The organism is Microbacterium sp. 05N427, assembly GCF_056397105.1.
In genome coordinates, this window is record NZ_JBFTMT010000023.1 from 1 (window position 1) to 25,031 (window position 25,031).

The 25,031-nt window shown below is 69.1% G+C and carries 22 protein-coding genes; 10 read left to right on the forward strand and 12 right to left on the reverse strand.

The genetic code is table 11. The features are described 5' to 3' along the window. From AC1DG4_RS17435 to AC1DG4_RS17460, 6 genes are all read right to left on the reverse strand, one after another. On the reverse strand, window positions 1-497 hold a 497-nt coding region (locus tag AC1DG4_RS17435; protein ID WP_477421376.1), incomplete at its 3' end, for a hypothetical protein. Next, the gene (locus AC1DG4_RS17440; protein WP_477376216.1) at window positions 488-2,734 is read right to left on the reverse strand and encodes an N-acetylneuraminate synthase family protein; all 2,247 of its coding nucleotides are present in this window, start codon (window positions 2,732-2,734) and stop codon (window positions 488-490) included. The genes AC1DG4_RS17440 and AC1DG4_RS17435, both read right to left, overlap by 10 nt. Beyond that, complete coding sequence (locus AC1DG4_RS17445; protein WP_477376215.1) at window positions 2,731-3,528, reverse strand: acylneuraminate cytidylyltransferase family protein; 798 nt, start codon at window positions 3,526-3,528, stop codon at window positions 2,731-2,733. The genes AC1DG4_RS17440 and AC1DG4_RS17445 overlap by 4 nt, the downstream gene beginning before the upstream one ends. Then, the gene (locus AC1DG4_RS17450; RefSeq protein WP_477376213.1) at window positions 3,525-4,589 is read right to left on the reverse strand and encodes an RNA-binding protein; all 1,065 of its coding nucleotides are present in this window, start codon (window positions 4,587-4,589) and stop codon (window positions 3,525-3,527) included. The genes AC1DG4_RS17445 and AC1DG4_RS17450 overlap by 4 nt, the downstream gene beginning before the upstream one ends. Then, window positions 4,580-5,557 carry a CgeB family protein gene (locus tag AC1DG4_RS17455; RefSeq protein ID WP_477376211.1) on the reverse strand — a complete coding sequence of 326 codons (978 nt, stop codon included), beginning with the start codon at window positions 5,555-5,557 and terminating at the stop codon, window positions 4,580-4,582. Before AC1DG4_RS17455 ends, AC1DG4_RS17450 begins: the two co-directional genes overlap by 10 nt. Beyond that, window positions 5,554-6,501: a glycosyltransferase family 2 protein gene (locus AC1DG4_RS17460; RefSeq protein ID WP_477376209.1), complete on the reverse strand. Its 948-nt coding sequence runs from the start codon at window positions 6,499-6,501 to the stop codon at window positions 5,554-5,556. The genes AC1DG4_RS17455 and AC1DG4_RS17460 overlap by 4 nt, the downstream gene beginning before the upstream one ends. 41 nt (window positions 6,502-6,542) lie before the next feature. Between AC1DG4_RS17460 and AC1DG4_RS17465 the strand changes: the two genes are divergently transcribed. Next, window positions 6,543-7,877, forward strand: a complete 1,335-nt coding sequence (locus tag AC1DG4_RS17465; protein WP_477421377.1) for an O-antigen ligase family protein — start codon at window positions 6,543-6,545, stop codon at window positions 7,875-7,877. A gap of 13 nt (window positions 7,878-7,890) precedes the next feature. On the opposite strand, the gene AC1DG4_RS17470 is transcribed toward AC1DG4_RS17465, so the two are convergent. Then, a complete protein-coding gene (locus AC1DG4_RS17470) occupies window positions 7,891-9,561 on the reverse strand; it encodes a tyrosine-protein kinase domain-containing protein (protein ID WP_477376205.1) in 1,671 nt (556 codons plus the stop codon). A 183-nt stretch (window positions 9,562-9,744) separates the two neighbouring features. On the opposite strand from AC1DG4_RS17470, the gene AC1DG4_RS17475 reads away from it, so the two are divergent. Both AC1DG4_RS17475 and AC1DG4_RS17480 read left to right on the forward strand, forming a co-directional pair. Further along, window positions 9,745-10,629, forward strand: a complete 885-nt coding sequence (locus AC1DG4_RS17475) for a nucleotidyltransferase family protein (protein ID WP_477421378.1) — start codon at window positions 9,745-9,747, stop codon at window positions 10,627-10,629. After that, a complete protein-coding gene (locus AC1DG4_RS17480; RefSeq protein WP_477376202.1) occupies window positions 10,626-10,934 on the forward strand; it encodes a hypothetical protein in 309 nt (102 codons plus the stop codon). Before AC1DG4_RS17475 ends, AC1DG4_RS17480 begins: the two co-directional genes overlap by 4 nt. A gap of 695 nt (window positions 10,935-11,629) precedes the next feature. Here AC1DG4_RS17480 and AC1DG4_RS17485 read toward each other — a convergent pair. Continuing rightward, the gene (locus AC1DG4_RS17485; RefSeq protein ID WP_477376200.1) at window positions 11,630-12,832 is read right to left on the reverse strand and encodes a glycosyltransferase family 4 protein; all 1,203 of its coding nucleotides are present in this window, start codon (window positions 12,830-12,832) and stop codon (window positions 11,630-11,632) included. Window positions 12,833-13,194: 362 nt separating this feature from the next. On the opposite strand from AC1DG4_RS17485, the gene rplM reads away from it, so the two are divergent. From rplM to AC1DG4_RS17520, 7 genes are all read left to right on the forward strand, one after another. Next, window positions 13,195-13,641 (forward strand): 50S ribosomal protein L13, encoded by a 447-nt coding sequence (gene rplM / locus AC1DG4_RS17490; RefSeq protein WP_477376198.1) that lies wholly within the window; start codon window positions 13,195-13,197, stop codon window positions 13,639-13,641. 26 nt (window positions 13,642-13,667) lie between these two features. Further along, on the forward strand, window positions 13,668-14,150 hold the full coding sequence (gene rpsI, locus AC1DG4_RS17495; RefSeq protein ID WP_477376196.1) for a 30S ribosomal protein S9: 483 nt from the start codon (window positions 13,668-13,670) through the stop codon (window positions 14,148-14,150). A 15-nt stretch (window positions 14,151-14,165) separates the two neighbouring features. After that, window positions 14,166-15,521 (forward strand): phosphoglucosamine mutase, encoded by a 1,356-nt coding sequence (gene glmM, locus AC1DG4_RS17500; protein ID WP_477376194.1) that lies wholly within the window; start codon window positions 14,166-14,168, stop codon window positions 15,519-15,521. Continuing rightward, window positions 15,502-15,951 carry a VanZ family protein gene (locus AC1DG4_RS17505; protein ID WP_477376192.1) on the forward strand — a complete coding sequence of 150 codons (450 nt, stop codon included), beginning with the start codon at window positions 15,502-15,504 and terminating at the stop codon, window positions 15,949-15,951. Before glmM ends, AC1DG4_RS17505 begins: the two co-directional genes overlap by 20 nt. Before the next feature lie 257 nt (window positions 15,952-16,208). Then, window positions 16,209-17,666 carry a sugar transferase gene (locus tag AC1DG4_RS17510; protein ID WP_477421379.1) on the forward strand — a complete coding sequence of 486 codons (1,458 nt, stop codon included), beginning with the start codon at window positions 16,209-16,211 and terminating at the stop codon, window positions 17,664-17,666. 17 nt (window positions 17,667-17,683) lie between these two features. Next, a complete protein-coding gene (locus AC1DG4_RS17515) occupies window positions 17,684-18,787 on the forward strand; it encodes a glycosyltransferase (RefSeq protein ID WP_477376189.1) in 1,104 nt (367 codons plus the stop codon). Window positions 18,788-18,815: 28 nt separating this feature from the next. Further along, a complete protein-coding gene (locus AC1DG4_RS17520) occupies window positions 18,816-19,295 on the forward strand; it encodes a VanZ family protein (protein ID WP_477376187.1) in 480 nt (159 codons plus the stop codon). Window positions 19,296-19,302: 7 nt separating this feature from the next. On the opposite strand, the gene AC1DG4_RS17525 is transcribed toward AC1DG4_RS17520, so the two are convergent. The 4 genes from AC1DG4_RS17525 to AC1DG4_RS17540 all read right to left on the reverse strand — a co-directional run bounded on the left by AC1DG4_RS17525 (window position 19,303) and on the right by AC1DG4_RS17540 (window position 24,904). Then, entirely contained in the window at window positions 19,303-21,114 is a 1,812-nt protein-coding gene (locus AC1DG4_RS17525) for a DUF4012 domain-containing protein (RefSeq protein ID WP_477376185.1), read from the reverse strand. A gap of 403 nt (window positions 21,115-21,517) precedes the next feature. After that, a complete protein-coding gene (locus AC1DG4_RS17530) occupies window positions 21,518-22,417 on the reverse strand; it encodes a nucleotidyltransferase family protein (RefSeq protein ID WP_477376183.1) in 900 nt (299 codons plus the stop codon). A gap of 32 nt (window positions 22,418-22,449) precedes the next feature. After that, window positions 22,450-23,946: an O-antigen polymerase gene (locus tag AC1DG4_RS17535; RefSeq protein WP_477376181.1), complete on the reverse strand. Its 1,497-nt coding sequence runs from the start codon at window positions 23,944-23,946 to the stop codon at window positions 22,450-22,452. 55 nt (window positions 23,947-24,001) lie between these two features. Then, window positions 24,002-24,904, reverse strand: a complete 903-nt coding sequence (locus AC1DG4_RS17540) for a glycosyltransferase family 2 protein (protein ID WP_477376179.1) — start codon at window positions 24,902-24,904, stop codon at window positions 24,002-24,004. Window positions 24,905-25,031 lie beyond the last annotated feature (127 nt).

Consider the following 25,031-nt stretch of genomic DNA (forward strand, 5'->3'; position numbering starts at 1 on the left):
GCCCCTGCCCGCACGAGCCCGTCCGCGGCCCGCTGCGAGGCCGCCACGTACCCCGCCGTGCGGCGCGCCGCCAGCATCCCGATCCGTCGCACCTGCACCGCCGACAGCCGGCTCAGCCCGGTGAACACGGAGTACCGGTCCTTCATGTCGTCGAAGGCGGCGTCCACATACTGCACGACCGGCACGGATCCGCCGAGACGGGCGACGTCCACCGACGCGGCCACCGCGAACACGACGTCGACGTGCGCGGCCCGCAGCCTCTCCGCGGCGACGTGTCCGCGGGCGCGCGCTGTCGCCAGTCCGAAGTCCCACAGGTACCGTCGGCGCGAGAGCCGCGCCGCGGCCCGGTCGAGCAGCGCCGCGGGCACATCGTGGGTCGAGATCGGCACGACCTCGGCGACCTCGGCGAGGGCGTCGAGCATCGGGCGGATGATCCCCGACCACGCCCCCGGGTCGTCCGTCCGCCACGGGGTGAGGAAGCCGATCCTCACAACCACGCCTCCAGCCGGTCGAGCGCGGTCCAGAAGCCCGCGCCGTTGTCGACGTGCCCCTGCCAGATCTCCGGGATGAACGTGACCCCGGGCAGGAGCGCGTCCAGCTGCGCCCCGAACGCGGGCCAGTCGATGTCGCCCTCACCCACCTGCACGCCCTCCCCGTCGACGCCGGTCGCGTCGACCAGGTGCAGGTGGATCGTGTGCGGGGCGAGCAGATCGACCGCCTCCGAGAACGCCATGCCCAGCCACGTCGTGGCGAGCTTCGTGTGCGAGGTGTCGAACACCAGCGGGGTGCCGGTCTCCGCGGCGAACCGAGCGGTGTCGCGCGGATCCACGAAGAGGTTGTGGAACTGCTGCCCGCCCATGAGCCACGGATACGGCGGGAGGGTCTGCGCGGCGACCCGCACGCCGTCGGTGTCGAGCCGGGCGAGCGCATCGGCGATGCGGGCGTACTTCGCGCCGCGGGCGGACGGAGGCAGGTGACGGTCCTTCGTGAAGCCGCCCATCGTCACGACCATGACCGGATCCGTCTCCGCCGTGAACCAGCGGCGGAGGTCCCGGGTAATGTCGATCGTGCGCTGCACCTCGCGGATCGAGCGCTCCCAGATCTCCGGATCCTCGGATGCCAGATCCACGAGGAAGTCGCCCGAGAAAAGGTCGGGCAGGTGCGTCGTGAACGCGATCGGCAGCCGCTCGGCGAACACGTCCGAGGGCGAGACCTCGAGGTCCTTGTAGGAGAAGTGGAACTCGAGGAAGTCGGGGTTGGACTGCTCTCTGAGCGCGACGGCGTCGTGGTAGCGCACCGGCAGCCCCCACGGCCGGCGGAATGCGAAGGCCCGGCCGGCGGGGGCGGCATCGCGCAGATCCCCGTCGAAGAAGAAGTCGCCGTCGGCCATGTCCCGCTGCAGCGTGCGGCCGAGCAGCTGCGCCAGCACGTTGGGCTGGAGCCCTCGTCCCGGGCTCTTCACCGCCACGTCCGCCGCCGCGATCACGGCGCCGGCGGCGAGCGGCCGCGCGGCGACGAGCGACTTCGCCAGGGTCACCCTGTTCATCTGCTCACCCGTCGAGACCGTGCGCGGGGATCCGGATCCCATCGACGCCTCGATGTCGCGGATCTGCTCGACCATGATCCGGAACTCGTCCGGCAGCAGGGAGACCGTGTGGTCGTTGCCCTCCATCGAACGGTCCACGGTGAAGTGCTTCTCGATGATGTGCGCACCCCGCGCGACGGCGGCCACGGGCACGTGCCAGCCGCGTTCGTGCCCGGAGTAGCCGACCACGCCCTGACCGATCTCGGCGAGCCGGTCGAGGTAGCTGAGGTTGAGGTCCTTGTACGGCGCGGGGTAGGTCGACTGGCAGTGCAGCAGGGCGAACGGCGCGCCCTGGCCGCGCAGCAGCGCCGCGGTCTCGAGGATCTCGCTCTCCCGCGACATGCCCGTGCTGAGCACGAGCGGCACCCCGCGCCCTGCCGCGTCGAGGATCAGTGCGTGGTTGGTGAGGTCTGCCGAGGCGATCTTCATGGCGGGGATGCCGTAGTCGGCGAGCGCCTGCACGCTCGGAGCGTCCCACGGGGTGCACATCACATCGACGCCGGCCGCGCGGGCGTGGTCGAACACCTCGAACAGGCTCTCCGCGGGCAGGGAGAACCGTCGCAGCAGGTCGAGCGTGTACTGCACGCCGAGGTCCTCGCCCGAGCTCGCGGCCCCGCGCTGCCGGTACAGCGCGTCCATGTCGCGCAGCTGGAACTTCACCGCGTCGGCATCGGCCTCGACCGCCAGATCCACGAGCCGCTTGGCGAGATCGACGGATCCGTTGTGGTTGTTGCCGATCTCGGCGATCACGAACGTCGGATGACCGGATCCGATCTCGTGACCGCCGATCCGCAGCGTGCCGGTCTCGTCGACGGCGATCGCCCAGAGGTGCCCGCGGTCATCGACCATCGGCACGTGGTGCACGCCGTCGCGGCCCAGCAGCGGTGCGATCTCCGCGACGGGGGTGCCGCGAGGCACCGTGCGCGCCTCACGGTTCGCGACCGCGGCGCACGAGACGTCGAGCGAGGCGTCGGGGTTGGCGATCAGCCAGCGCCGGAAGTCTCCGTCGGAGAGCGAGCCGAGGAGGATCCCGTGCGCGTCGACGCAGAACACGATCCGCTGCCTGTTCGCGTTGATCTTCGCGAGACCGGTGAGGATCGGATCCTCCCCGAACACGATGTACGGTGCGATGTCCCGTTCGATGATCATGAGCGCTCCCCCGTCTGTGCTCCCCGCGAGACATCACTTTCCGCGCGAGACACCACGTCACGGCTGTCGTCTCGTGCCGAATGTGGTTTCTCGCCGGATCCGCCCGCCGAGGCACCGAGATCCCCGAGCACCTGCTCCGCGATCCGCAGATCCACGAGCGTGTCGATGTCCACGCCCTCGGCCTCGTCCATGACGAAGAGACCCACGCGCCCGCCGATCCGGTTGTCCTCCCGCTCGTACAGCTCGGTGCGGGTCAGGTAGAGGGATCCGGTCTCCTTGTAGAAGTAGTCGTCCGCTCTCAGAGCCTGCCGGAGCGGACGCGCCGCGGGGTCGTACTCGGCGGTCGCGCTGCCGCCGTCGGCCGCCGGGTGCCAGAAGAACGGCGTCTGCGGCACCACACCGACGAGGCTGTCCACCCCGGTCTCGGTGAATTCGCGCACCGCGCGGGCGAGCGTGCCGGGCAGCCGCACGGGCGACGTCGCCTGCAGCAGCATCACCACGTCGGGACGGCGGCCCTCGGCGGCCCGGTGCCGAATCGCGTGCAGGATCACCGGCTCCGTGGGAGTGCTGTCCTGTGCGAGCTCTGCGGGCCGTAGGAACGGCACGTCGGCGCCGGCCTCCCGGGCGATCGCGGCGAGCTCCGGATCGTCGGTCGACACGAGCACGTCGAGCGAGGCGGCGAGCGCCTGCTCGATGCTCCACACCACGAGAGGCTTGCCGGCGACGACCCTGGCGTTCTTGCCCGGCACGCCCTTGGATCCGCCGCGCACGGGGATCACGCACAGGATGCTCATCGTCGTCCTTCTTCCGTGAGGCCCCGCACCGCAGCGGCGATCGCCCTGGCGGGCTCGACGTCGGGGCGTGGCGGGGCGGGGGTGGCGGAGCCGCCCCACGCGCTCAGCTCGTACCGGTCCCAGAACTCCCGCACCCAGTCGGGCGGGCGCACGCAGGTGACCCAGGCGTCCCGGCCCGCGGCCGCGGCCTCGAGCACGCCGGTCGAGAAGATCGACACGACGGCCCCCGGCGACGCCGACAGCGGGCCCGATTCGGCGAAGCAGATCCCCTGCCGCCGCCACCGTGCATGCTGCCAGCGGGACAGGCGGTCGACCTCGGCGGGGTGCGGGCGGTACAGCGCCCCGTGCGCTCGGCAGAAGGCCGTCGCGGTGGCCGCGCTGATCCGTCGCGGCAGCTCAGCCCCGTGCAGTTGCCCGAGGAAGACCGGGGGCGCGTCCGCGAGGGCCCGCCCCGCGCCCGCGTTCCCCGACGCCGACCACAGCAGCTGGCTGCCCACGACCTCGCTCGTCACGTCGGTGCGCCCTGAGCGCCAGTAGTCGGCGTCGCGCTCGGAGAACGCGAGCAGGTGCGCGCCTTCCGGCAGTGGCGCCATGAACGGGGTGAGCAGTCCGTGCTGCACCACGAGGTAGTGCCAGCCGCGCGCCCGAGACCATGCGAACGCGGCGCGACCGACCGGCAGGAAGTGCCCGGCGGAGACGACCGCCCGCACCGCCCGCAGAGACGCGGGCGCCTCCGCGGGATCCACCGGCTCCACCCGCCACTCGCCGGGCAGCCGCGCCGAGACGTCCGCCGGAGCGATGACCGCCGCCGGGGCGTCCCCGAGGTGCGCCAGCGGCTCGAGGACCGAGGCGAGTGCGGTCGGGGTCACCGCATCGAGCGCGAACAGCACGGCGGGATCCGCTCCGCGCACATGCAGCGCGAACGAGGACGGCGGGGCGGGGCGACGCAGTGCATCGCGTACGCGGCGCACCGCGTGCCGGCTGCGCTGCCAGAGCCGCCACGCATCCAGATCCGCCGGGAACCGCAGCCCGGCGGACGTCGAGACTCCGCTCAGGCCCATGCCGCACGCACCTCCCGCATACGGTGCACGAGCGTGTGCTCGGCGAGCGTGCGCCGCCGTCCGGCCTCACGGATCCCGCGCGCCCAGCTCTCGTCCCGCCGCGCGCGACGCACCTGGTCGACGAGCTCGTCGTCACTGCGGAACACGAGCGTCTCGGATCCGACCTCGTAGTGCTGGGCGACGTCGGGCCGGTCGATGAGCTGCAGGGCGCCGACGCCCGGCGCCTCATAGGTGCGCATCGAGAAGCCGTCGTGTCCGTCGCCGTGGATGTTGAGGGTGGCCGCGCTGCCGGCCATGACACCGAAGTACGTGGACCGGTCGACGTCGCCGTGCGCGGGCACGCCCGCTCCGCGCCAGCGGGTGGTCCGCAGCACGTCCCACGGGCTCCGCGACCACTCCCGTCCGTACGCCTCGACGGCCTCACCGGCGTCGGAGAGCACCCGCAGCAGGCGCTCCCGCTCCGGGTAGCGCGCGCCGATGAAGCTCGTGCGGTGGCTGGGGCGCGGGAAGAACGCGGTGAGCGCGTCGAAGCCGTCCGGCAGCACGGCGGCAGCGATGCCCCTGCCCTGCAGCGTGCGGGTGTCATCGGGACTGTAACTGAACACGCGGTCGACCGTGCCGAGGGTCTCGTCGTCGTAGCGCATGCGCGCGAGCTCGTCGTAGAGCCAGAGTGCGCTCTGCGAACGCGACGCGGCGAGCGCATGCCACCAGTCCGCCTCGAGGGCGTCGCCCTTCACCACGAGGACGGCATCGGGATCCGCCTCCGTCAGCGCGCGGATCGCGGCGGCGGTCGCGGCGGCGCGCACCCGGGCGGCGAGAGCGGATCCCGGCGCGCGATGCGCGAGGGCGTTGCCGATCCCGCCGCCGTCGTAGCAGTGCACGGTCACGTCGAGCTCGAGCGCCTCGAGCGCTGCGGCGAAGGCGCTCCAGTATCCGTGGAACACCGGGCTGACGAGGAGCACCTTCATCGTGCACCGCCGTTCCCGGATCCGACCTTCTCGGGCCGGATCGCCGCGAGCTCCCGCCGATATGTCTGGAGGGGCCGCACGTCCCGCCCGAACATCCGACGTCCGGCGTTGAACGCGAGGTTGACCGCGCTCGCCACCCGCAGCCCGAACCGCAGCAGGCCGGGGCGCTCGCCCCACTTCTCGGCGTAGCGGATCCGCGCCTGGGTGACCCAGCGCACGCGTCGGGCGGAGTCCGAGGAGCCGCCGCCCTCATGCCGCACCTGCACGGTGCCGAGGAACACCGAGGGCACCCCGGCGGCGGTCAGCCGCCGCTGCAGGTCGACCTCCTCGACGTTCATGTAGTACCGCTCGTCGAAGCCGCCGATCGCGCGGAAGGCGTCCGCGGGCATCAGCAGCGCGGCGCCCAGAACCCAGTCCACCGGCAGCACTGCGCCGGCCACGCAGCGGGTGTCGTGCCCGACGGCCTCGTGCAGGCGCGGCCGGAATCGGGCGAGCGGCGTCAGCCACTCCACGACGTGGTGACGGGTGCGCGGCCAGCGTCGGCCCGACCATTGGGTGGCGCCGTCGAGGCCGACGACCATCGGCGCCGCCACGGTCCGCGGCCACGGATCCGCCGCCGCGACGAGCGAGGACACGAACGATGGATCCACCTGCAGGTCGCTGTTCAGCACGAACAGCCGCTCCTCCGCAGCGGCGGCCGCCCCGGTGTTGACGGCCGCGCCGAATCCGCCGTTGGTCTCGCGACGCAGCACCGTCACCCCGGCCGCATCCGGGAACGGTCCGGGCGACGCGTCGTCCACGACGATGAGCTGCAGCGGGGGCGCGTCGATCTGGGTCCGCAGCGCGTCCAGCAGTGCGAGCGTCGGAGCCGGATCCCCGTAGTGCGGCACCACGACGGAGATCCCGCGCGGCCTGCGGCCTTCTGAGACGTCGAGGTCGCTCATGAGGCCTCCCCCGCGCGGTCCCGACCTGGCACAATCAGACCATGTCGGACCCGCCTTCTGCCGCATACGGACGCCGCGGGCGCGCGGACCGTACCGGAGACGGCAGGAAGCCGCCGCCCCTCGTCCCGCCGCCCCTCGTCCCGCCGCCCCGCGCCGACGGTCGAGCGGCGCCGAAGAACGCGACGGACCGCGGCGCGTCCTGGGGCGCGGAAGCCCTCACCGCGTCGAAGCGCTGGCTCGCCCAGACCCCGCTGCTCGAGTTCACGATGGCGATCCTGCTCGCCGCCGGCTACAACCTGCCCGGCCTGCCCGTGGATGTGCCGATCCGTTATTTCGCGATGTTCGTGCTCGTGGCGGTCGCGACGACCCGCCGACCGCGCTTCGTCTCCCCGCAGCTGCGACTGTTCATCGCCGCCGCGGTGGCGCTGATCATCTACGACCTCGTCGTCTCGGCGTCCGCTGCGCCCATGACGGGTGCGTCCGACTGGCGCCAGCGCCTCATCCGGCTCGGGCTTCTGCTCGTGTTCACCGTCTTCGCGGGGACGGGGCGGCTGCGCCTCGTCGCCCTCATCGAGGGTTTCGCGTGCGGGCTCGTGCTCAACGCGGTCCTGTTCTACGCGGGGCTCGCGCCGCACGACTACCAGCAGTTCCTCTCCGGCTACGTCGGCGACAAGAACGCCGCAGGTCTGCTCTACGCGATCGGCGGGCTGCTGCTCGCGGCCACGCAGACCTCCCGCTGGGCGCGGGCGGCAACACTCGTCCTGTTCACCGGTCTCACGGTCCTCACCGGATCGCGCACGACGATGGCGGGCCTTCTGGCGGCCCTGGTCTGGCTCGCCGTGTTCTCGCGCCRCCGGCTGTTGACCCGTCTCTTCGGCGCGGCCGCCCTGTGGCTGGGCATCTCCTACCTGCAGGACAACCTCGCGCAGATCAGTGTGTTCTCCGATCGCGCCGGAACGGATCAGTTGCGGGCCCAGATCGCCGACAGCGTGGCGCGCAAACTCGCCGAGACCCCTCCGCAGGGATCCGGCCTCGGCACCGCGTTCGTGACGATGTCGACCGGCCAGACGTTCCTCTTCCACGACTCCTACGCGACGCTGCTCGTCGAAGGCGGCTTCTTCGCGCTCATCCTCGTCGTGAGCCTGACCGCATGGATCGGTCTGCGTCCCCTGCGAGCCGACCCCAGCTCGTTCAGCATGCAGGCGATGGAGGCGTCCACGATCGTGGTCCTCGTCACGGCGACGCAGCTGGGCGAGGTGTTCCTCACCATCGGCTGGGCGCTCGTGATGGCGACGGCCCTGCACACGGGGCTCTCCCGGCACCCCGACCCCGCCGCCGCCCCTGCCCTCGGTGTGCACGCTCCTCACCTCACCTGACGGTTTCGCACCGTCACGCCGTGGCGTCGGGATCGAGGTCGTTCGCGTCCTTGGCACGACGGGCGCGCACCGGGGTGTTGCGCTGCCCCGTCTGCGCGATCCGCGGACGGGCATGAGTCGCCCTCGTCGAACTCGCCGCGTCGTCCGCCACCGTGCGGGAGCGCCCGGCGCGTCTCTCCCTGCTCGTGCCCTTGTCCTCCGCGTCGCCCCCCTCCGGCGCTGAGTCCTCCCCGTCGAACGCGGCCGGCGAGAGCTCCGCCTCGGAGATCAGCGCGTCGACCTCATCGTCGCCCGCGGCGTCGTCATGCCGGCTCGTCTGCACGTAGTAGTGGCTGTTCTTGCGGTAGTAGCCATAGCCGTTGGCGCTGTTGCGCATCGACACGAAGTTGAGCACGACGCCCAGGATCCGTGCCCGGATCTGGGCGAGCTGCGTGCGCGCCTCAACGACGTCGGTCTTGCGGGTGCGCCCCATGGCGATCACGAGCACCACGCCGTCCACGAACGCGCTCATCACGCTCGCGTCCGTCACCGGCAGCACGGGCGGCGCGTCGATGACGATGAAGAAGTCGCGCCGGAGCTCTCCCAGCAGTCGCTGGAAGGCGGTCGAGCCCAGCATCTCCGACGGGTTCGGCGGGATCCCTCCGGCGGGCAGCACGAACAGATTCGGATCCGACGTCTGCCTGATCGCGGGCCCGATCGGCATCTGCCCGCTGAGGACTTCGCTGAGCCCGACGGTCCCGTCGAGCTCGAACCCCTCCGCGACGGTCGGACGGCGCAGGTCGCCGTCGATCACCAGCGTGCGCTGACCGGATTCGGCGAGCACACGGGCGAGCGTGCGAGATGTGCTGGATTTGCCTTCCCCGAGGTTGGCGCTCGTGACCATGACCACGCGCACCTCCTGATCGACGCTCGCGAAGCGCAGCCCGGTGCGGATCTGCCGATGCGCCTCGTGGGCGACGGCGCGCGCGATCGCATCCTTCTTCCTGTGGCCGTCTGGATCGAACTTCGGCACGCGGCCGAGCACGCCGGCCCCCACGATCGCCGCGACGTCCGTGTGCGCCCGCACCCGTACGTCGAGGGCACGCCGCAGCAGCACGAGCAGCAGTCCCACGCCCAGGCCGATCAACGCCCCCGCGATGATCATGGCGCGCTTGTCCGGCGCCGACGGCACCGTCGGCGCCACGGCCTGGTCGAGAGGCACGATCACGATGCCCTCGTTCGGCACGACGGTGCTGCCCGGCGGCGGGGTCGCCCCGGCTCCGGCGGCGTCCTCGATGCGGGCCACGACGTTGGCGAGCGCATGCAGGGCGCCGTTGGCCAGCCGCAACGCGCTCTGCGGGTCCGGCGCATTCGCGGTGACCCTCACCATCGTGCTTCCCGGCACGACCTGCGCGCTGAGCGAGCCGTTCAGCTTCGACAGCGGCACCTTCGCGTCCTTCGCGATCTCCTCGCGCACCTGGGCCGTGTCGACCAGAGGCATGTAGGCGCCGGCGCGATCGATCGCGAGGTTGGTCCCGGCGATGACGGCTCCGCCGGTGCCGGCGATGAATCCGGTCGCCTGGGCCGTGTAGACCGGTGGCGTGAGCTGGGCGGTCACGAAACCGCCGATGGCGCCGAACAGCAACCCGAGCGCGAGGAAGAACCACCCTCGACGGATCAGCACGAGGAAGTCGAGCACTGTCACGAGCAGCTCCTCCGTTTGCGGGGAGGGTGTACCGAACACCGCGGGCGCCAACTCCCCAGTAGCGCTCGCCCGTAGTCTATGCCGACGCATCGCCGGAACGCACTAACCGAAATATCACCGGCCGGAGCGCCCGCTCGCGACCCCTGCGCGACGCCTGCGCACGCCTCGTCCTAGAATCGGCGCGTGGCCATCGCACGCACGAGCGGTTCGTCGACGGGCGTCACCGCGCGCGTGCCGGCGTGGGCGAACGTGCATCTGTCGCACGCGATGGTGCAGCGCGTGGCCGACGCCGCAGGAGTGGATCTGCTGCACATCAAGGGTCCGGCCACCGACGACGCGCTGCGCGAGGGGATGCATCGCTCCGCGGACGTGGACGTGCTCGTGCGCCCGGCGCATCTGGACCGGCTGATCGCCGCACTCCAGGCGCACGGATGGTCGCTGTACACGGGGTTCGAGGAGGGCTCGCCGTTCGAGCACGCGGCGAACTTCCGGCACCCGTCCTGGAGCTTCGTCGATCTGCACCGCACCCTTCCCGGGCCTCGCGCCGATCCTGAGGCCGTGTTCGAGCGGCTCTGGCGGGATCGCGGCACCGCACCGATCGCGCACCGGCCGTGCACCGTGCTCTCCCCCGCCGGTCAGGTGCTCGTGCAGACCACGCACGCCGCCCGCTCCCAGGGCTCCGAGCGCGCCGACGCATGGGCGCGCTGCGGTGACGACGTGCAGCGCGAGGTGCGGGCGCTGRCCGAGGAGCTGCAGGCCACCACGGCGCTGGCGGCGGGGATCGGCGAACTGGCTCAGCACCGCGACGCGCCCGACTTCGCCCTGTGGACGTTCTGGTCCCGCAGCGACGGCGATCGGCTGGACGAGTGGTCGGCGCGGTTCCGCTCCGCGGCCGGGGCGGGCGCGAAGCTGCGGGTGCTGCGGCAGTCGCTGCGGGTCAACCGCACCCATCTCGCGCTGCGCCTCGGCCATGAGCCTCGTCGGGGCGACGTCGTGCGCGCGCAGTTCGCGCGCCTCCGCCTGGCGGGCACAGTCCTCGGAGCGCGTCTGCGCGGTGCACGGCGATGAGCGGCTACCGCATCTCCCCGCAGGCGGCCTGGATCGAGGCCTCCGAGCACGACGGCCCCGACCACGTCGTCTGGGCCGCGCATCTCGGCTCGGGTGCGCAGTTCGAGTTCACCGACACCGGCTGGCTGATCTGGATGCTCGTCTCGGACGGCATCGGCGACGCCAGGGCGATCGCCGCCGAACTGACCCGCATCCACACCGAACTCGGCGCGGACGCGTCGGGATCCCCGTTCGACGAATCCGCGGTCTCCGCGTTCCTCGCCGACCTCCTCGCCGACGGCCTGGTGGTCGTCGACGGCACCTGAACAGGCCGCAGATTCCGTCCGGCCGGATCCGTCAAGACTTGCAGGTGCGGAAACCGCACCGCACCCCTAGAGTGAGCACAGCCGAGGTTCCTCCCCCTCCTCGGTGTTCTAGCCGGTGCAGTCCATGCCAGGAAGCGATGAGCTGGGGTTCTCCCGCTTCCATGGACCGCGGCTTGGACTGCACCGGTGCCCCCGCTTCGAGGCCTGCCCGCGGAACCCCGCCCGCGCACGCCTCCGCGCCTCTGCGCCTCTGCGCCTCTGCGCCGAGGCCCCCTCAGAGCACCCACGCCCCCACGGGCGTGCGCCGCTGCGAGGGGGCGTCGACGCTGCGAGGGGGCGTCGCGATGCTGCGTGGCCAGAGGCTGCGGCGGGAGCGTGAGCAGACCCGGGAACGTCCGCGACGCACCCCAGCACGGGCTACAGCACGCCAGCACGGGCTACACCGCCTCACGGACTTACACCGCCTCACGGGCCCCGTTCTGCGCCTCGGCGGGCCCCTTCTGCGTCTCAGGTGGCATCCACACTGCGTCGAGGCCCCCTCAGAGCACCCACGCCCCCTCGGGCGTGCGCCTCTGCGAGGGGGCGTGGACGCTGCGAGGGGGCGCCGACGCACATGCAGGCACGCCCGCACGCCCAACGACGCCACGCACGCCCAGGGACGCCGCGTCCGCGGGGCGACGTCGGCGTTGCCGCCGTCACGCGTGCGGCAGCGCGCTCCGTCGTACGCCCAAGGTGTCGACCAGTTCCCGCATCCGCGCCGCCCCGGCGGCCGGAGAGAACTCCGCGAACCAGCGCTCGAACAGCGGACCCCGGTGGGCCCTCGTCTCGCCTGTCGCCAGGGCCGCGATCCGCTCCGCGAGCGCGGCGGCATCCCCCGCCGGCACCACCTGTGCGGCATCCCCGACGACCTCGGGCAGCGCCCCCGCGTCGCTCACGATCAGCGGCACCCTGGCGGCCATCGCCTCGGCGGCGACGAGGCCGAACGACTCCGCGATGATCGACGGCACCACGAGCAGGTCGATCGTGTCGAAGAAGTCCGCGGCGTCGACCCAGCCCGCGCGGTGCGTGAGACGGGCGACCGGTCCGAGCGCCTCCTCCATGACCTCGAGGTCCTCCTCTGGCACGAACAGCGGCTCCCCCGCGAGCACGAGCCGGAAGCGGCCCGGCATGCGGTCCTCGAGCACCCCGAGGGCATCGGCCAGGATGTGCACGCCCTTGTCGAGGCCGAGACGTCCCAGGAAGCCGATGCGGATCCGCCCGTCCTTGTCGGGGGTCGGCCTCGCCCGGCGGATCTGCTCGGTCCAGTTCGGCAGCACCAACGCGTCCGGCACGGTCTCCAGCATCGCGCGGGACGGCACCAGCGTGGACACAGCGTCGCGTCGCGCGAGCTTCGCCAGGATCCGGCGGATACCGGCCGGTTCCTGGTGCAGATGCACCAGCCGGCCAGGACGGCGTGCGGTCGCGAGCGACGGCACGAGCCCGTTGCACCAGAGGAGGCCGTCAGGGCGCGCGCGGTCCCACCGCCGCAGCGCCCACATCCAGGTGAGGCGCTTGCGGGCCGGGAGCCCGATCACGGGCAGTCCGCGGCGCACGGCCTCGTTCAGCACCGCAGACGGTGCGGGCGCCACCACCGTGACGTCGACGCCCAGCGCCTGCATCGCACCGGCCAGGCGCAGCAGCATGACCTCGCCCCCGCCGATCCCGCCGTTGTTCGCGGCGATGTAGACGCGCTCGAATCGGGCAGGGCTCCGGCGCACGGCCCAGCGCGCGGCGTCGGCGAGCACCCACGGCTCCGCCCGCTCGGCGAGCGGCGCGAGCGCCGCAGGAGCACGCGTCTCAGCGCGGTCATCGATCGTCGGCGTCTCGACCGCCCTGAGCGGTCGTGCAGCGTCACTCATCAGTGCCTCCCCAGTGGCACAGCAGGTGCCTCCCACAGGCATCGCAGCCTCGGGTCGGCTGCACTGTGCAGACTACGTCACAACGCACGCGACCGAAAGCGTCTCGGGCAAAGCCGCGCATGGGCTCCTGCGGGACGAACCCGGCGGATGCCGGCGTCAGCGGGCGCTCGCCGTTTTGGAGGATGCGGATCCATGCCGTAGTCTTTCTCTTTGGTGTGCGATCACTGCTGGTCGCACGCACGAACGTGAGCCCTCCACTGGCGTGTTCCCCTTCGGCCCTTCGACAAGCTCGGGGATCGATGAGAACCACCCCGGAGTGGGATTCACGAACCTCTCCGTTCGATCAAGAAAGCAGCACTATTGTGACGCGCACTTACTCCCCGAAGGCCGGGCAGATCCAGCGTGACTGGGTCGTCATCGACGCGACCGACGTCGTTCTCGGCCGTCTCGCCTCGCACGCCGCAGCGCTCCTGCGCGGCAAGCACAAGGCCACTTTCGCCAACCACCTCGACTCGGGTGACTTCGTCATCATCGTGAACGCCGACAAGGTCGCGCTCACGGGTCAGAAGCTCCAGAAGAAGATCGCCTACCGCCACTCCGGTTACCCGGGCGGGCTCAAGGCCGTCGCCTACTCCGAGCTGCTCGAGAAGAACCCCGTCCGCGCTGTGGAGAAGGCCATCCGCGGCATGCTCCCGAAGAACAGCCTGGGCCGCCAGCAGCTGGCGAAGCTCAAGGTCTACACCGGATCCGAGCACCCGCACGCCGCTCAGCAGCCGAAGACGTACACCCTCGACCAGGTCGCCCAGTAAGCGCCGTTACGAATAAGGACATACTCGTGGCTGACAACGACACCACCGATTTCCCGCAGACCTTCTCGACCGAGACCCCTGAGGCCGCCGCCGTCGAGACCGCTCCGCGTCCCGTTCTGACCGTCCCCGGCGCTGCCGTGGGCCGACGCAAGCAGGCCATCGCCCGCGTGCGCCTCATCCCCGGCTCCGGCACCATCACGGTGAACGGCCGCACGCTGGAGGACTACTTCCCGAACAAGCTGCACCAGCAGCTGATCAACGACCCGTTCACGGTGCTCAGCCTCACGGGCGCCTACGACGTGATCGCCCGCATCTCCGGCGGAGGCCCCTCGGGCCAGGCCGGCGCGCTGCGCCTCGGCATCGCCCGTTCGCTGAACGGCATCGATGAGGAGAACAACCGGCCGACCCTCAAGAAGGCCGGCTTCCTCTCGCGTGACGCTCGCGTCAAGGAGCGCAAGAAGGCCGGTCTCAAGAAGGCCCGCAAGGCGCCTCAGTACTCGAAGCGTTAAGCCGCACAGACCTCTATGGCTCTGTTCGGTACGGACGGGGTGCGGGGGCTGGCCAACGGCCCCCTCACCGCCGATATCGCGCTCACCCTGGCCCAGGCGACTGCTGTCGTCCTGGGCCAGGGCCGTATTGCCGAGGCTCGCAAGGCCGCCGGCAAGCGTCTCACCGCCGTGGTCGCCCGCGACCCGCGCATCTCGGGACACTTCCTCAGCGCCGCCGTCGAGGCGGGTCTCGCCTCCTCCGGCGTGGACGTGCTCGACGCGGGCACGCTGCCGACCCCGGCCGCGGCGTTCCTCATCGCCGACATCGACGCCGACTTCGGCGTGATGATCTCGGCGTCGCATAACCCGGCGCCGGACAACGGCATCAAGATCTTCGCCCGCGGAGGCGTGAAGCTCCCCGACCTCGTCGAGAAGCGCATCGAAGAGGCCATGGCCGGCGAGAAGCTGCGCCCCACCGGCGCGGACGTCGGGCGGGTCAGCCGCTTCTCCGACGCCGAGGACCGTTACGTCATGCACCTGCTGGCGTCGCTTCCGCATCGTCTCGACGGCCTCCACGTCGTGCTCGACTGCGCGCACGGGGCCGCCAGCGGCGCTTCCCCCGAGGCGTTCAACAACGCGGGCGCCAAGGTGACCGTGATCGGCGCGGATCCCGACGGGATCAACATCAATGACGGCGTCGGATCCACGCATCTCGACAAGCTGGCCGCCGAGGTCGTGCGCGTCGGCGCCGACGTGGGCATCGCGCACGACGGCGACGCGGATCGCTGCCTCGCCGTCGACGCCGACGGGAACATCATCGACGGCGACCAGATCATGGCGATCCTGGCGGTCGCGATGAAGGATCGCGGGCGCCTCGTCGACAACACCCTCGTCGCCACCGTGATGAGCAACCTCGGTCTGCACGTCGCGATGCGAGAGCAGGGCATCACCGTGCGCCAGACCGCGGTCGGCGATCGTTACGTGCTCGAGGACATGAACGCCGGCGGCTACTCGCTGGGCGGTGAGCAGTCCGGCCACGTCATCATGAGCGACTTCGCCACCACTGGCGACGGCGTGCTCACGGGCCTGCATCTCGTGGCCGAGATGGCACGCCAGAAGAAGACGCTGGCCGAGCTCGCGTCGGTCATGACCGTCTACCCGCAGAAGCTCGTCAACGTCAAGGGCGTCGACCGCACCAAGACCGACGACGAGCACGTGCAGAAGGCCGTCAAGGCCGTCGAGGCCGAGCTCGGCGACACCGGCCGGGTGCTGCTGCGCCCCTCCGGCACCGAGCAGCTCGTGCGGGTGATGGTGGAGGCCGCAGACGAGAAGTCCGCGCACGAGTACGCGCACCAGCTCGCCGAGGTCGTGCGTGAGCGACTCGCTCTCTGAGAACACCACCGGAGCAGTGCCCGGGCAGCCTCGGCTGCGCCGGGCACTGTTCTGGATGATCGCGTATGCGATCGTCGTCGCGGTGATCGTGTTCTGGCCCGAGCCGTTCCTCTCCGCCCTCGACCCCTGGATCCGCAGGGTGACCGTGGGATTCCCCGGGCTGACGCTCGTGCGCGTCGAGTTCATCGCGAACGTGGCGATGTTCATCCCGCTCGGGCTCTTCCTCGCGATGCTCCTCCCCCGGCATCGCCATCTGGTCGTCCCGATCGGATTCCTCGCGACCTGCCTGATCGAGTCGGTGCAGGGCCTGTTCCTGTCCGATCGCAGCGCCACCGTCGCGGACGTCATCGCGAACACCGCGGGCGCCTGCATCGGGCTGCTCGTGATCGAGGTCGTCGACGCGCTCCGACGTCGCCGCCCCGCCCGCTGAACCGACCGCACCGGCACCGAACCGAGAGCCCCCGCGAAATCCGATATTCCGCACTCTGGCTTCCGCGGCCTCTCGGGGCTACCATGAAGCCACGTCGCATCCTTTGGGAGGATGTGACCCCGGCTCGAAAGCTTCTCAGTCCGAACGAGCAGCCGCCGATCAGGGATGGACGACGGGTCTTTGGGAGAGTCCGTGGTCCTGGGAGGATGGCCCCTGCCATCCGCCGTTGTGGGAACGGTTCTGGGGAGTTCTGGGGAGTGTCTGGAAAAGTCGATTTCGTAGCGACGGCGCACACCGTCGCCCTCTGGCGCCACGCGTACGCGAAGCGCCTCGCCGTCACCGATACCGTCATCGTCTGCGCGGCGGTCGCCTTCGCGCAGGTCGCGCGATTCGGACTCGGTGACTCCCGCGTCGTGGGGCTCAACCTCCTGAACGCGGAGCTCGAGTACTCGATGTTCTCGATCGCGCTGGCCCTGGTGTGGTCGCTCTCGCTGCAGCTGTCCGGCTCGCGGAACGCGAAGGTCGTCGGCGGCGGTTCGCTCGAGTACAAGCGGGTCGCGGATGCGACGATCCGGCTGTTCGGTGTGCTCGCGATCCTCGCCTTCGGGTTCCAGCTGCAGCTCGCCCGCGGCTATGTGCTGGTCGCCTTCCCGATCGGGCTCGTCCTGCTGTTCCTCGGTCGCTGGCAGTGGCGGCGCTGGCTGCTCACTCAGCGCACCCGTGGCCGCTTCGCGCATCACGCCGTGGTGCTGGGCGAACGCGAGAAGTCCCGCCATGTCGGCGCATCGATCATGCGCGAGCCTGGCCTGGGCGTGCAGCTCCTCGGCGCCRTGACAGAGAACGGCACCGACCAGGATCTCCTCCCGGGGGTGCCGGTGCTGGCCGGCTTCGACAGGGCGCTCGAAGCGGTTCTCGCCTCGGGTGCCGACACCGTCGTCTACAGCGGATCCGATCGCTTCAGCCCGGAGGAGTTGCAGGAGCTCGGCTGGGAGCTGGAGGCGGCGAAGATCGAGCTGCTCGTCGCTCCCGCCCTCACGGGCATCGCCGGCCCGCGGCTGCACTCCATCCCCGCGCCGGGCCTTCCGCTGATCCAGGTCGACTACCCCGTCTTCGAGGGAACGAAGTACCTCGCCAAGCGCACGTTCGACGTGGTGGGCTCCGTGCTCGCCCTCGTCGTGCTGAGCCCGATCTTCGCGGTGCTCGCCGTGTGCGTCCGTCAGGACGGAGGGAAGGCGCTCTTCCGCCAGCAGCGCATCGGGGTCGGCGGCAGGCGCTTCGAGATGCTCAAGTTCCGCACCATGGTCGTGAACGCGGAGGATCAGCTGCCTTCGCTGCTCGACCAGAGCGACGGAAACGCTGTGCTCTTCAAGATGCGCAACGACCCTCGGGTGACGGCGGTCGGACGCGCCCTGCGCCGGCACAGCCTCGACGAACTGCCGCAGCTGGTCAACGTGCTGCGCGGCAACATGTCCCTCGTCGGCCCGCGCCCGCCGCTCACGTCCGAGGTGGAGCACTACGACCACCGCACGCAGCGCCGGTTCCTCGTGCGTCCAGGCATCACGGGTCTGTGGCAGGTCAACGGGCGGTCGGACCTGTCCTGGGATGACAGCGTGCGACTCGATCTCTTCTACGTGGAGAACTGGTCGCTGACCGGCGACCTGGTGATCCTCTGGCGCACGATGCGCGTGGTCCTCACCGGCGCCGGCGCCTACTGACCCGCTGCGAGCGCGACATGGCCGGGCTGATCGTCACCGAATGGATCGAGAAGTCCGGGGGCGCAGAGCGGGTTCTGGACTCCATGGGCGAGGTCTTCCGCGACTCGGAGATCTTCTGCCTGTGGGACGACGCCCCAGGCCGGTTCGCCGCAGGGCGCGTCTCCGAATCCTGGCTCTCCCGCACCCCCTTCCGGCGGCACAAGGCCGCAGCCCTCCCCCTGCTGGATGCGACGTGGCGCCGCGCCCCGGTGCATGACGACCTCGACTGGGTGCTGGCCAGCTCCTACGTCTTCGCCCACCACGTGCGCGTGCCCGATCCGTCGGTGCCGAAGTTCGTCTACGCGCACAGTCCCGCCCGCTACCTCTGGGATCCGGAGTCGGATGAGCGCGGTCGGCACGCGATCGTCCGCGCCGCCTCGCCGCTGTTCCGCGGCATCGACCGTCGCCGAGCGCAGGAGGCCACGTCGATCGCGGCGAACAGCGACTTCGTCCGCGACCGGATCGCGCGGGCGTGGCGACGCGACGCGACCGTGATCCACCCGCCCGTGGCCGTCGAGGCGATCCGCGCCCGGGCGGACTGGGATGCGCAGGTCCTCGACGCCGAGGAGCGCCGCATCCTCGAACGGCTCCCGGAGACCTTCGTCATGGGCGCGTCGCGGTTCACTCCGTACAAGGCCCTGGATCTCGTCATCGCCGCCGCCGATCGCGCGGGTCTGCCCGCGGTCATCGCCGGGCGGGGACCGGATGAGCTGCGCCTCCGCGCGTGCGCAGACGAGGCGCACATACCTGTCGAGTTCGTGATCGGCCCTTCGGACGCGCTCATGTATGCGCTCATGCAGCGTAGCGCCGTCTTCGTGTTCCCTCCCATCGAGGACTTCGGGATCGTGCCCGTCGAGGCGCAGGCCGCGGGCACTCCTGTCGTCACGGGACCGATCGGAGGGCAGATCGAAGCCATCGTGCCGGGCGTCTCGGGGGTGATAGCCGCATCCACGGATCCCGACGATCTTGCTGCGGCCATCGACGCCGCGCTGCGCCTCGCACCGTTCGACGCACAGATCCTGACGGAGAGGTTCGGGGCGGACCGCTTCGCCCGCGAGCTGCGGGAGTTCGTTCAGGTCTGAGGATGCCGGGCCGCCTATCCTGCTGTTCGTGCCCCTTGTCTCCCCGCCGACCTCCGACGTGCGAGGCCTGTCGCGCCCCGCGACCCGCCGCATCGCCCTGACCGCTCGGATCCTGCTCGTGCCGTACGGGATCGCCGTGCTGCTGCTCACCTGGCTGCCTGCGGACGAAGCCGGCAAGGTGACGGGCGTCGTCGCGGTGCTCGCGCGGCTGGTTGCGACCTGGGGCGTCCCGGTCGCCGCCGCCTACACGGTCTTCGAGTTCGCGGCGAACATCGCGCTGTTCGTGCCGCTGGGACTGCTCCTCGCCGTGGGTTGGCGGCGGATGCCTGCAGTGGCGATCGTCGCGGCGGGATGCGCCGCGAGCACGATCATCGAACTCGTCCAGCTGACCATGCCGAGCCGCTACTCGACGCTCTCCGACGTGATCGCGAACACCCTCGGTACGGCTGTGGGCCTGGTGATCGCTCGGGCGATCCGCCGCCGGCCAGCGGCCGACAGCGAGTCCTGAGCCCGCACTACTTGCAGGTCGGCTCGACGGTCGTGGGGGTCGCCCGGGACATCGGGGTCGTCCAGACCTTGAGGGGCCCGCCGGGCCCCGGCGCCTTGAACTCGACGTTCACGGTGTGGGCGTCGGCGTAGTGGCTCCGGATCTCGACCTTCACAGCAGGACGCCCGAGGTGTTCACCTTGACTGATGATGTTCGCAGGCTGCCCGTCGATGGTGATGCTGGACAGGGAACCGCCGGCCGGCCCGTAGAACACGACGTAGCTGCTGATGTCGCCGGCCGCGAAGTACGGGCCTTTGATGTAGTAGGGCAGGCTGTTCGCCTGCTCCTCGGTCAGGGTCGATGTGAGCGTCATCGTCCCCTTGACGACCTGATCGGTGCGGCAGGCATCGATCTTCATGTCGAGGTAGTAGCTCTTCTTCGACCCCGTGTTGTCGTTCAGATACACGCCGAGAACGCTCTGCTCCTTGTCGGTCGTCGGCATGATGCCGCTCATCCGGGAGTTGTCGACCAGCTTGGTCTGCTGCGGATCAGTGCTCAGATAGAGGAGTCGCCCCTCGTCCGACGCTCGGAACAGGGCCTGGATCAGTTTGACCGGCGAGGCCTTGCCCGACGTGACGGCGGAGAAGATCGTGTCAGCGGCTGAGGCGAAGAACGCGTCCTGCTCCGCCCCCGTCGGATACTTGAAGTACGCCTGGTTGAGGAGCAGCGGCACCGCGTTCTGCGCTGTCAGCTGATCGCCTGTCGCGAGCGTCACAGGACCTGTTGCCTCGAGGATGTACGACAGCGTGACCGGGTCGACTGACAGCACCGCGTCGAAGTTCGTCCCGATATCGCGCGCCCACCAGGCACGCAGGATCCGCGCCGCGTCGGGCAGGTTCGGCACCATCGTGAAATCGGGTGTGTAACGGCCGATCTTGTCGCCGAAGATGTTGACGGCCTGCGGGTCCAGATCCACGACCGGATCCGGACTGCCCTGACTCTTGAAGTCGGCACTGCTCACGACCGTGCCACGGGTGATCGTGCCGTTGTCGACCGTGATAGGCAGGAACTGCGCCGCGTTGCCGCCGAGGCTCCGCGCCTCGGAGTTCCCCTGGAACATCAGCAGGTAGGTGCGGGGGCCCTTCGCGCCGAGCGCGTCCGGCAGGACGCTCAATACTTCCCGCGCGGTGCTCATGGTCGGCCGCAGCTTGGTCAGCTCCGTGTCGAGCTTGGTGACGCCGTCGGCGACCTGGCCGACGAGCTGGCCCTTGTCGACCTTGCGGAGAGCGGCGGTCGCCTTCTGGATCCCCGCGTCGACGGAGTCGAAGGTCTTCGAGAGCGCGGTGATCGCCGCGGGATCGATCCGTCCATCGGCGATGTTCAGATCGCTCAGCTTCACGCTCGCGGCGGGGCGCACCACGTCGGTCGCGAGCCCATCGGTCACCTCGGCGACAGTGCGCACCGCCGAGAGATTGGAGCCGACGAAGGGGAGCTTCTCTGCGAATTCCCACTGCCAGCCCCTGGTCGCCGCGACGGCGGCCTCGGTCTGAGCCGAGACGACGGCGGAACCCTTCGCCGCCGTGCCGAGGTCACCGGCGAGCACGGACTTCTGCACCTGCTGCACGCCGGTCATCGCGGACTCGAGATGACCGCGGGCCGACATCGCCTTGTCGTAGACCTGCTTGCCGATGATCCCGCCGGCGACAGCCACCACGATGAGGAGGAGGAACACGCCGCCCACGATCCAGGGCCATTTCCGACGACGACGCCGGGGCTTGGACTCGTGGCGTTCCGCCTGCCGATCGCGGAGCTCGCGGCGCGAGGGGGGCGTGCTACTCATGGGTCCATCCAACCATCACCGGCAGCAGTTCCCTCGTGCGCGTTCACAGCCAAAGGACCTAGCCGATCGTGCAGGTCTCCTGAGCCGAGCCGATTCCAATGCGGCTCCGACGACAGCGTCAGCGCCCGGGATCGCCTCGGAGCAATCCGTGGTCGTGCGGAGACGACCCAACGGGATAAGGTCGTCGACCTTCTCCTGCGAGTACGCTCCGCCGGGAACGGCTCCAGGCAGGCATTGATCTCGTCGACGGCCTTCTGGCTGACGTCAACGCCGATCACGTCGGCCTGACGGGCGCGGACTATACATAGGGGGGTGGCCCGCACTTTCCCAGGACCACGACGGCCATGGATATGGAGATGCCATCGGCGGCACGGCGCGTCACAAATCCGGAGCGACGCTTGTCTCATCTGGAAGTGTCGAAAAACCTCATGCTGGCTCGCCAACCCCGTACCCACCGACGCAGCTGGTATGCCCAGAACTCCCGGTGGCTCGGTAGCGTGCCGGGGTCGTTTCTCGGGACGTCGCGACGCGAAACCCAAACTGCACGAACGATCCAGGAAGGCTTCTGCCACCACCGCGCCGCACGAACCTCGCTCCACCAGGCAAGACTCGAGGCGTCATCGACGTTTCCTACAAAGCTGTCCCAGAGCTGGCGACTCCGATCGTCAACATCGTCATCCACGGGCTCAAGCCCAGCATCTGCGAATAGGTCACGGAGAGCCCACCCTGCCGAACCCGCGCGGGTGATCTCAACAAACTCTCGTCGCTCGCTCTCAGTGAAAGTACTGCAGAGCGCTGACATGACTAGTCGGTGCTCTTCGGCATGCCGTTCCATCCGGGGATCTCGTGCCGCGTGGAGCGCCATGACAACTGCAGAACCCGCTTTGGATGGTGCCGTCACTGGAATGTGCGCAACGGCGACGTCTACGCGCGTTGCCCACAACACGTCGAAGACAACGAGCGGGTCCGCAAAGAAGCCTGGGAACATCCAGTGCACGTCGAAGTCGCAAGGCCATTCAGGATGGATGTAGGTGATCGAATGCTGCGGAAGGAGGGACGGGGTCTCACGCCCTGTCCGCGTGTGCCAACCACGCCGTTCGAGCTCCTCGCAGAACTCCGAGAAGTGTTCGGGCTCGACCAGAACGTCCGCGTCAGCCGACGTTCTGGGCCCCCGTAACAGGTGGTGTTCTGCAACCGGCCCCTTGATGCTGAGCAACCGGATATTGCGGTCTCGAGCGATGCTCGCCGCCAGCGCGTGCGCTAACGGTGTTGCGTCGCGCAGTTCGAAGTTTCCCGGCCCCACGCTTCTATCCTAGAGATATTGGCACTGACGCCTCACGCAGGCGGACGATTCGCGGTGCCTTGCCGGTGGAAAGACGCCCCCCAGAGACCATCAGGCGAGGAGTGATCGCCATCCGCAGATATGGGAACATGATGCCCGGCTAAGGAGTTGTCCAGTCGACTCGCTGCCGCCTCCTGACGTGTCCACCGCTTTTCTGAAGGATCCCGTCCTCCAGCCGCGAGCCGGTAGACGACCCAGACATAGATGAACAACAACGCTCCGCCGATGAGAAGTCCACTGCCTGCGAACGTCGTTCCTGCCAACAGCGCAGCGACAGCACTCTTAAGTCCTGGCCGGAACGCGACGTCCCTATCCCACCATGAAAGCGTGTCGATGCGAGCCAGCAGCATTCCCCAAATCAACGAGAGGACTATCACTCCGAGGAAGCCAAAATTGATATACGCCTCCGTGAAGAATCCGGGTGCGGCCGTATATCCACCATGCCCTCCGTATACACGTGCGAAGAAGTCGACCTCGAAGTTGTTGACGTCCGAGCCGGGCATGTTCGCACGTATTGCTTGCCAATAACTGGCCCCCTGGAGTTCGCCTCCTGTGAAGATCCGATTCTGGAAGCTCAAGATCGGCGTCGCACTCTGCTCGAAGACGATGCGCTGGTAGAGGTTCTCGAACACGAAGGAGAGGGCGGTAGCCGGGTTATCGATGATCTCCGTGGTCCGCTTCTGGAGGAGCGTGATCACCATACCCACAGCGATGAGCGCGGCACCGAAGCCCAGCACGCGGCGCCCTCGGGGTCGAATGCCGAACGCCGAAAGTGCGTAGATCGCCGCAACTGCTGTCACAACCAGATAGATCATGGGCCAGCGCTGCCCGGCCGCCAAACCGGTCACCACTGAAGCAATCACTAGGAAGATTCGAAGCGTCTTTCCTCGCCCTCGCAGAAGCTGCACTGTACTGATTCCGACGATGAACAGCGTTCCATAGTTTCTGGCGATATCGAAGAGGCCCTTGAACGGTATCGATGCACCGGTGAGATAAGGAGTAAGCGCGAGACGATAGGTCTGCAGGGCTCCAAGACCCGCATACCCGCTGTTCACGACGTCGTTCACGCCCATGAATAGCGGTACCTCGCCGAGTAGTGCGAAGTAGATCCAGGAGGGAATCAGGATCGCGGCGGCGACCGCGACGAGGCCGCGATTCTCGCGCCGCTCCCTTCGAGTCCGGTTCACTTCAGATTCTTCAGCCTTGTGCGCAGGCTGTGGTACCGCCGCTCGACCTATCAACGCGGTCATCAGTAGAGACCCGCCGATGAACGCGAGTACTCCGAGGCTGACTGCCACCACGCCGTCCGAGAGACCGTCGGATTCGTCAAACCCGGAGTCCGACCAGACCGTGAGGAAAGAGAACAGGAAGAAGACGAGGCTGAGCACCACGAACCAAAAAACGGAACTCGTGACATTCCGGCGCCTCATCCGGAGGAACAGGAACCCTAGCGCAACAACGATCGTGAAGAAAGCGAAGATCAGAACCATGAGTGTCCCAGGCTGCGCAGGTCGAACTCCGGCAACGATAAGTTCTGCAGCACGATCATGTTGGAGCACCCGGCTGTGGCCAACCCGGCACTACCGTCCGCCGTATGGTGTCAAGGCTGAGGTTGTGTCGCTCGATCTCTGCGGGCGAGATGGGATCGATCCTGCGGTAGTAGAGCCGATCCGATCGCCCGAGCATCGATGCGAGGGCTATGACAGCCTGCTTGGCCAAGGACTTCGCATAGATGATCGCGACCGTGGGGGTGGAGCAGACTTCCCGACCATAGCGCCAGATCACCTGTCGCGCGTACTTGCTACCCCAGGCATACTTCCGGTAGCTCAACGGCTTCGGAACGCGGTAATAATACACAGCGTCATTCAGGATCTCGATTCGGCTCCCCTTGTGCGAGCGGATCCAAAACGCGCGGTCTTGGGCCCGGATTAGACTCGTGTCATACGGGTGATCCCGAAACCAGCCGGTGGTTGCCACGGCGGTCGCGTGAGAGATCGGAGTTCCCTCCACCCAACCGCGAGAGGAATCGGGTACCCGCGCCGGTTTCTGGGCTCCCTCGATCGTCTTGCTGTCGCTGATCACGACCATCTGCGCTGCGAGTACGTCAGGCGGATCAGCGTCCTCCATGCGAGCTATCTGCCTCTCGAGGCGATCTGGCGTCCACATGTCGTCCGCGGCAAGAATCGCGATGTACTTCCCATTGGCCATGTCAGCAAGCCTGTTGAGGCTCGAAGCAATCCCTTGAGACGTCTCGTTCACCACAATCGAGACGCGCTCATCATCGATTGAATCGAGCATGCGCACCCTCTCCTCTGAACTTCCGTCGCAGAAGAAGACGAGCTCCCAGTCCGAGAGTCCTTGTGCATAGACGGAACGAACTGCGAGTTCGATCTCGACGACGTCCTCGTTGACAAGAGGTATACCGATCGTGACGAGCGGACCAGCCATGCACGCCCCTCTCCAGAAAGTTGAGCTTCGGCGGGGGGGCCGCCGAGAACAATACTAAGCGCCGACGAGCGAGTTCGATCGCCGCTAGCATCGTAGACGTTGGGTCGCGTGCAGCGCGCGGGAACGG

What these genes read in the sequence shown, in the direction of transcription:
- AC1DG4_RS17440 (WP_477376216.1), bottom strand. Translation starts at nt 2,734, where the DNA reads ATGATCATCGAACGGGACATCGCACCGTACATCGTGTTCGGGGAGGAT.
- AC1DG4_RS17445 (WP_477376215.1), bottom strand. Translation starts at nt 3,528, where the DNA reads ATGAGCATCCTGTGCGTGATCCCCGTGCGCGGCGGATCCAAGGGCGTG.
- AC1DG4_RS17450 (WP_477376213.1), bottom strand. Translation starts at nt 4,589, where the DNA reads ATGGGCCTGAGCGGAGTCTCGACGTCCGCCGGGCTGCGGTTCCCGGCG.
- AC1DG4_RS17455 (WP_477376211.1), bottom strand. Translation starts at nt 5,557, where the DNA reads ATGAAGGTGCTCCTCGTCAGCCCGGTGTTCCACGGATACTGGAGCGCC.
- AC1DG4_RS17460 (WP_477376209.1), bottom strand. Translation starts at nt 6,501, where the DNA reads ATGAGCGACCTCGACGTCTCAGAAGGCCGCAGGCCGCGCGGGATCTCC.
- AC1DG4_RS17480 (WP_477376202.1), top strand. Translation starts at nt 10,626, where the DNA reads ATGAGCGGCTACCGCATCTCCCCGCAGGCGGCCTGGATCGAGGCCTCC.
- AC1DG4_RS17485 (WP_477376200.1), bottom strand. Translation starts at nt 12,832, where the DNA reads ATGAGTGACGCTGCACGACCGCTCAGGGCGGTCGAGACGCCGACGATC.
- glmM (WP_477376194.1), top strand. Translation starts at nt 14,166, where the DNA reads ATGGCTCTGTTCGGTACGGACGGGGTGCGGGGGCTGGCCAACGGCCCC.
- AC1DG4_RS17515 (WP_477376189.1), top strand. Translation starts at nt 17,684, where the DNA reads ATGGCCGGGCTGATCGTCACCGAATGGATCGAGAAGTCCGGGGGCGCA.
- AC1DG4_RS17525 (WP_477376185.1), bottom strand. Translation starts at nt 21,114, where the DNA reads ATGAGTAGCACGCCCCCCTCGCGCCGCGAGCTCCGCGATCGGCAGGCG.
- AC1DG4_RS17535 (WP_477376181.1), bottom strand. Translation starts at nt 23,946, where the DNA reads ATGGTTCTGATCTTCGCTTTCTTCACGATCGTTGTTGCGCTAGGGTTC.
- AC1DG4_RS17540 (WP_477376179.1), bottom strand. Translation starts at nt 24,904, where the DNA reads ATGGCTGGTCCGCTCGTCACGATCGGTATACCTCTTGTCAACGAGGAC.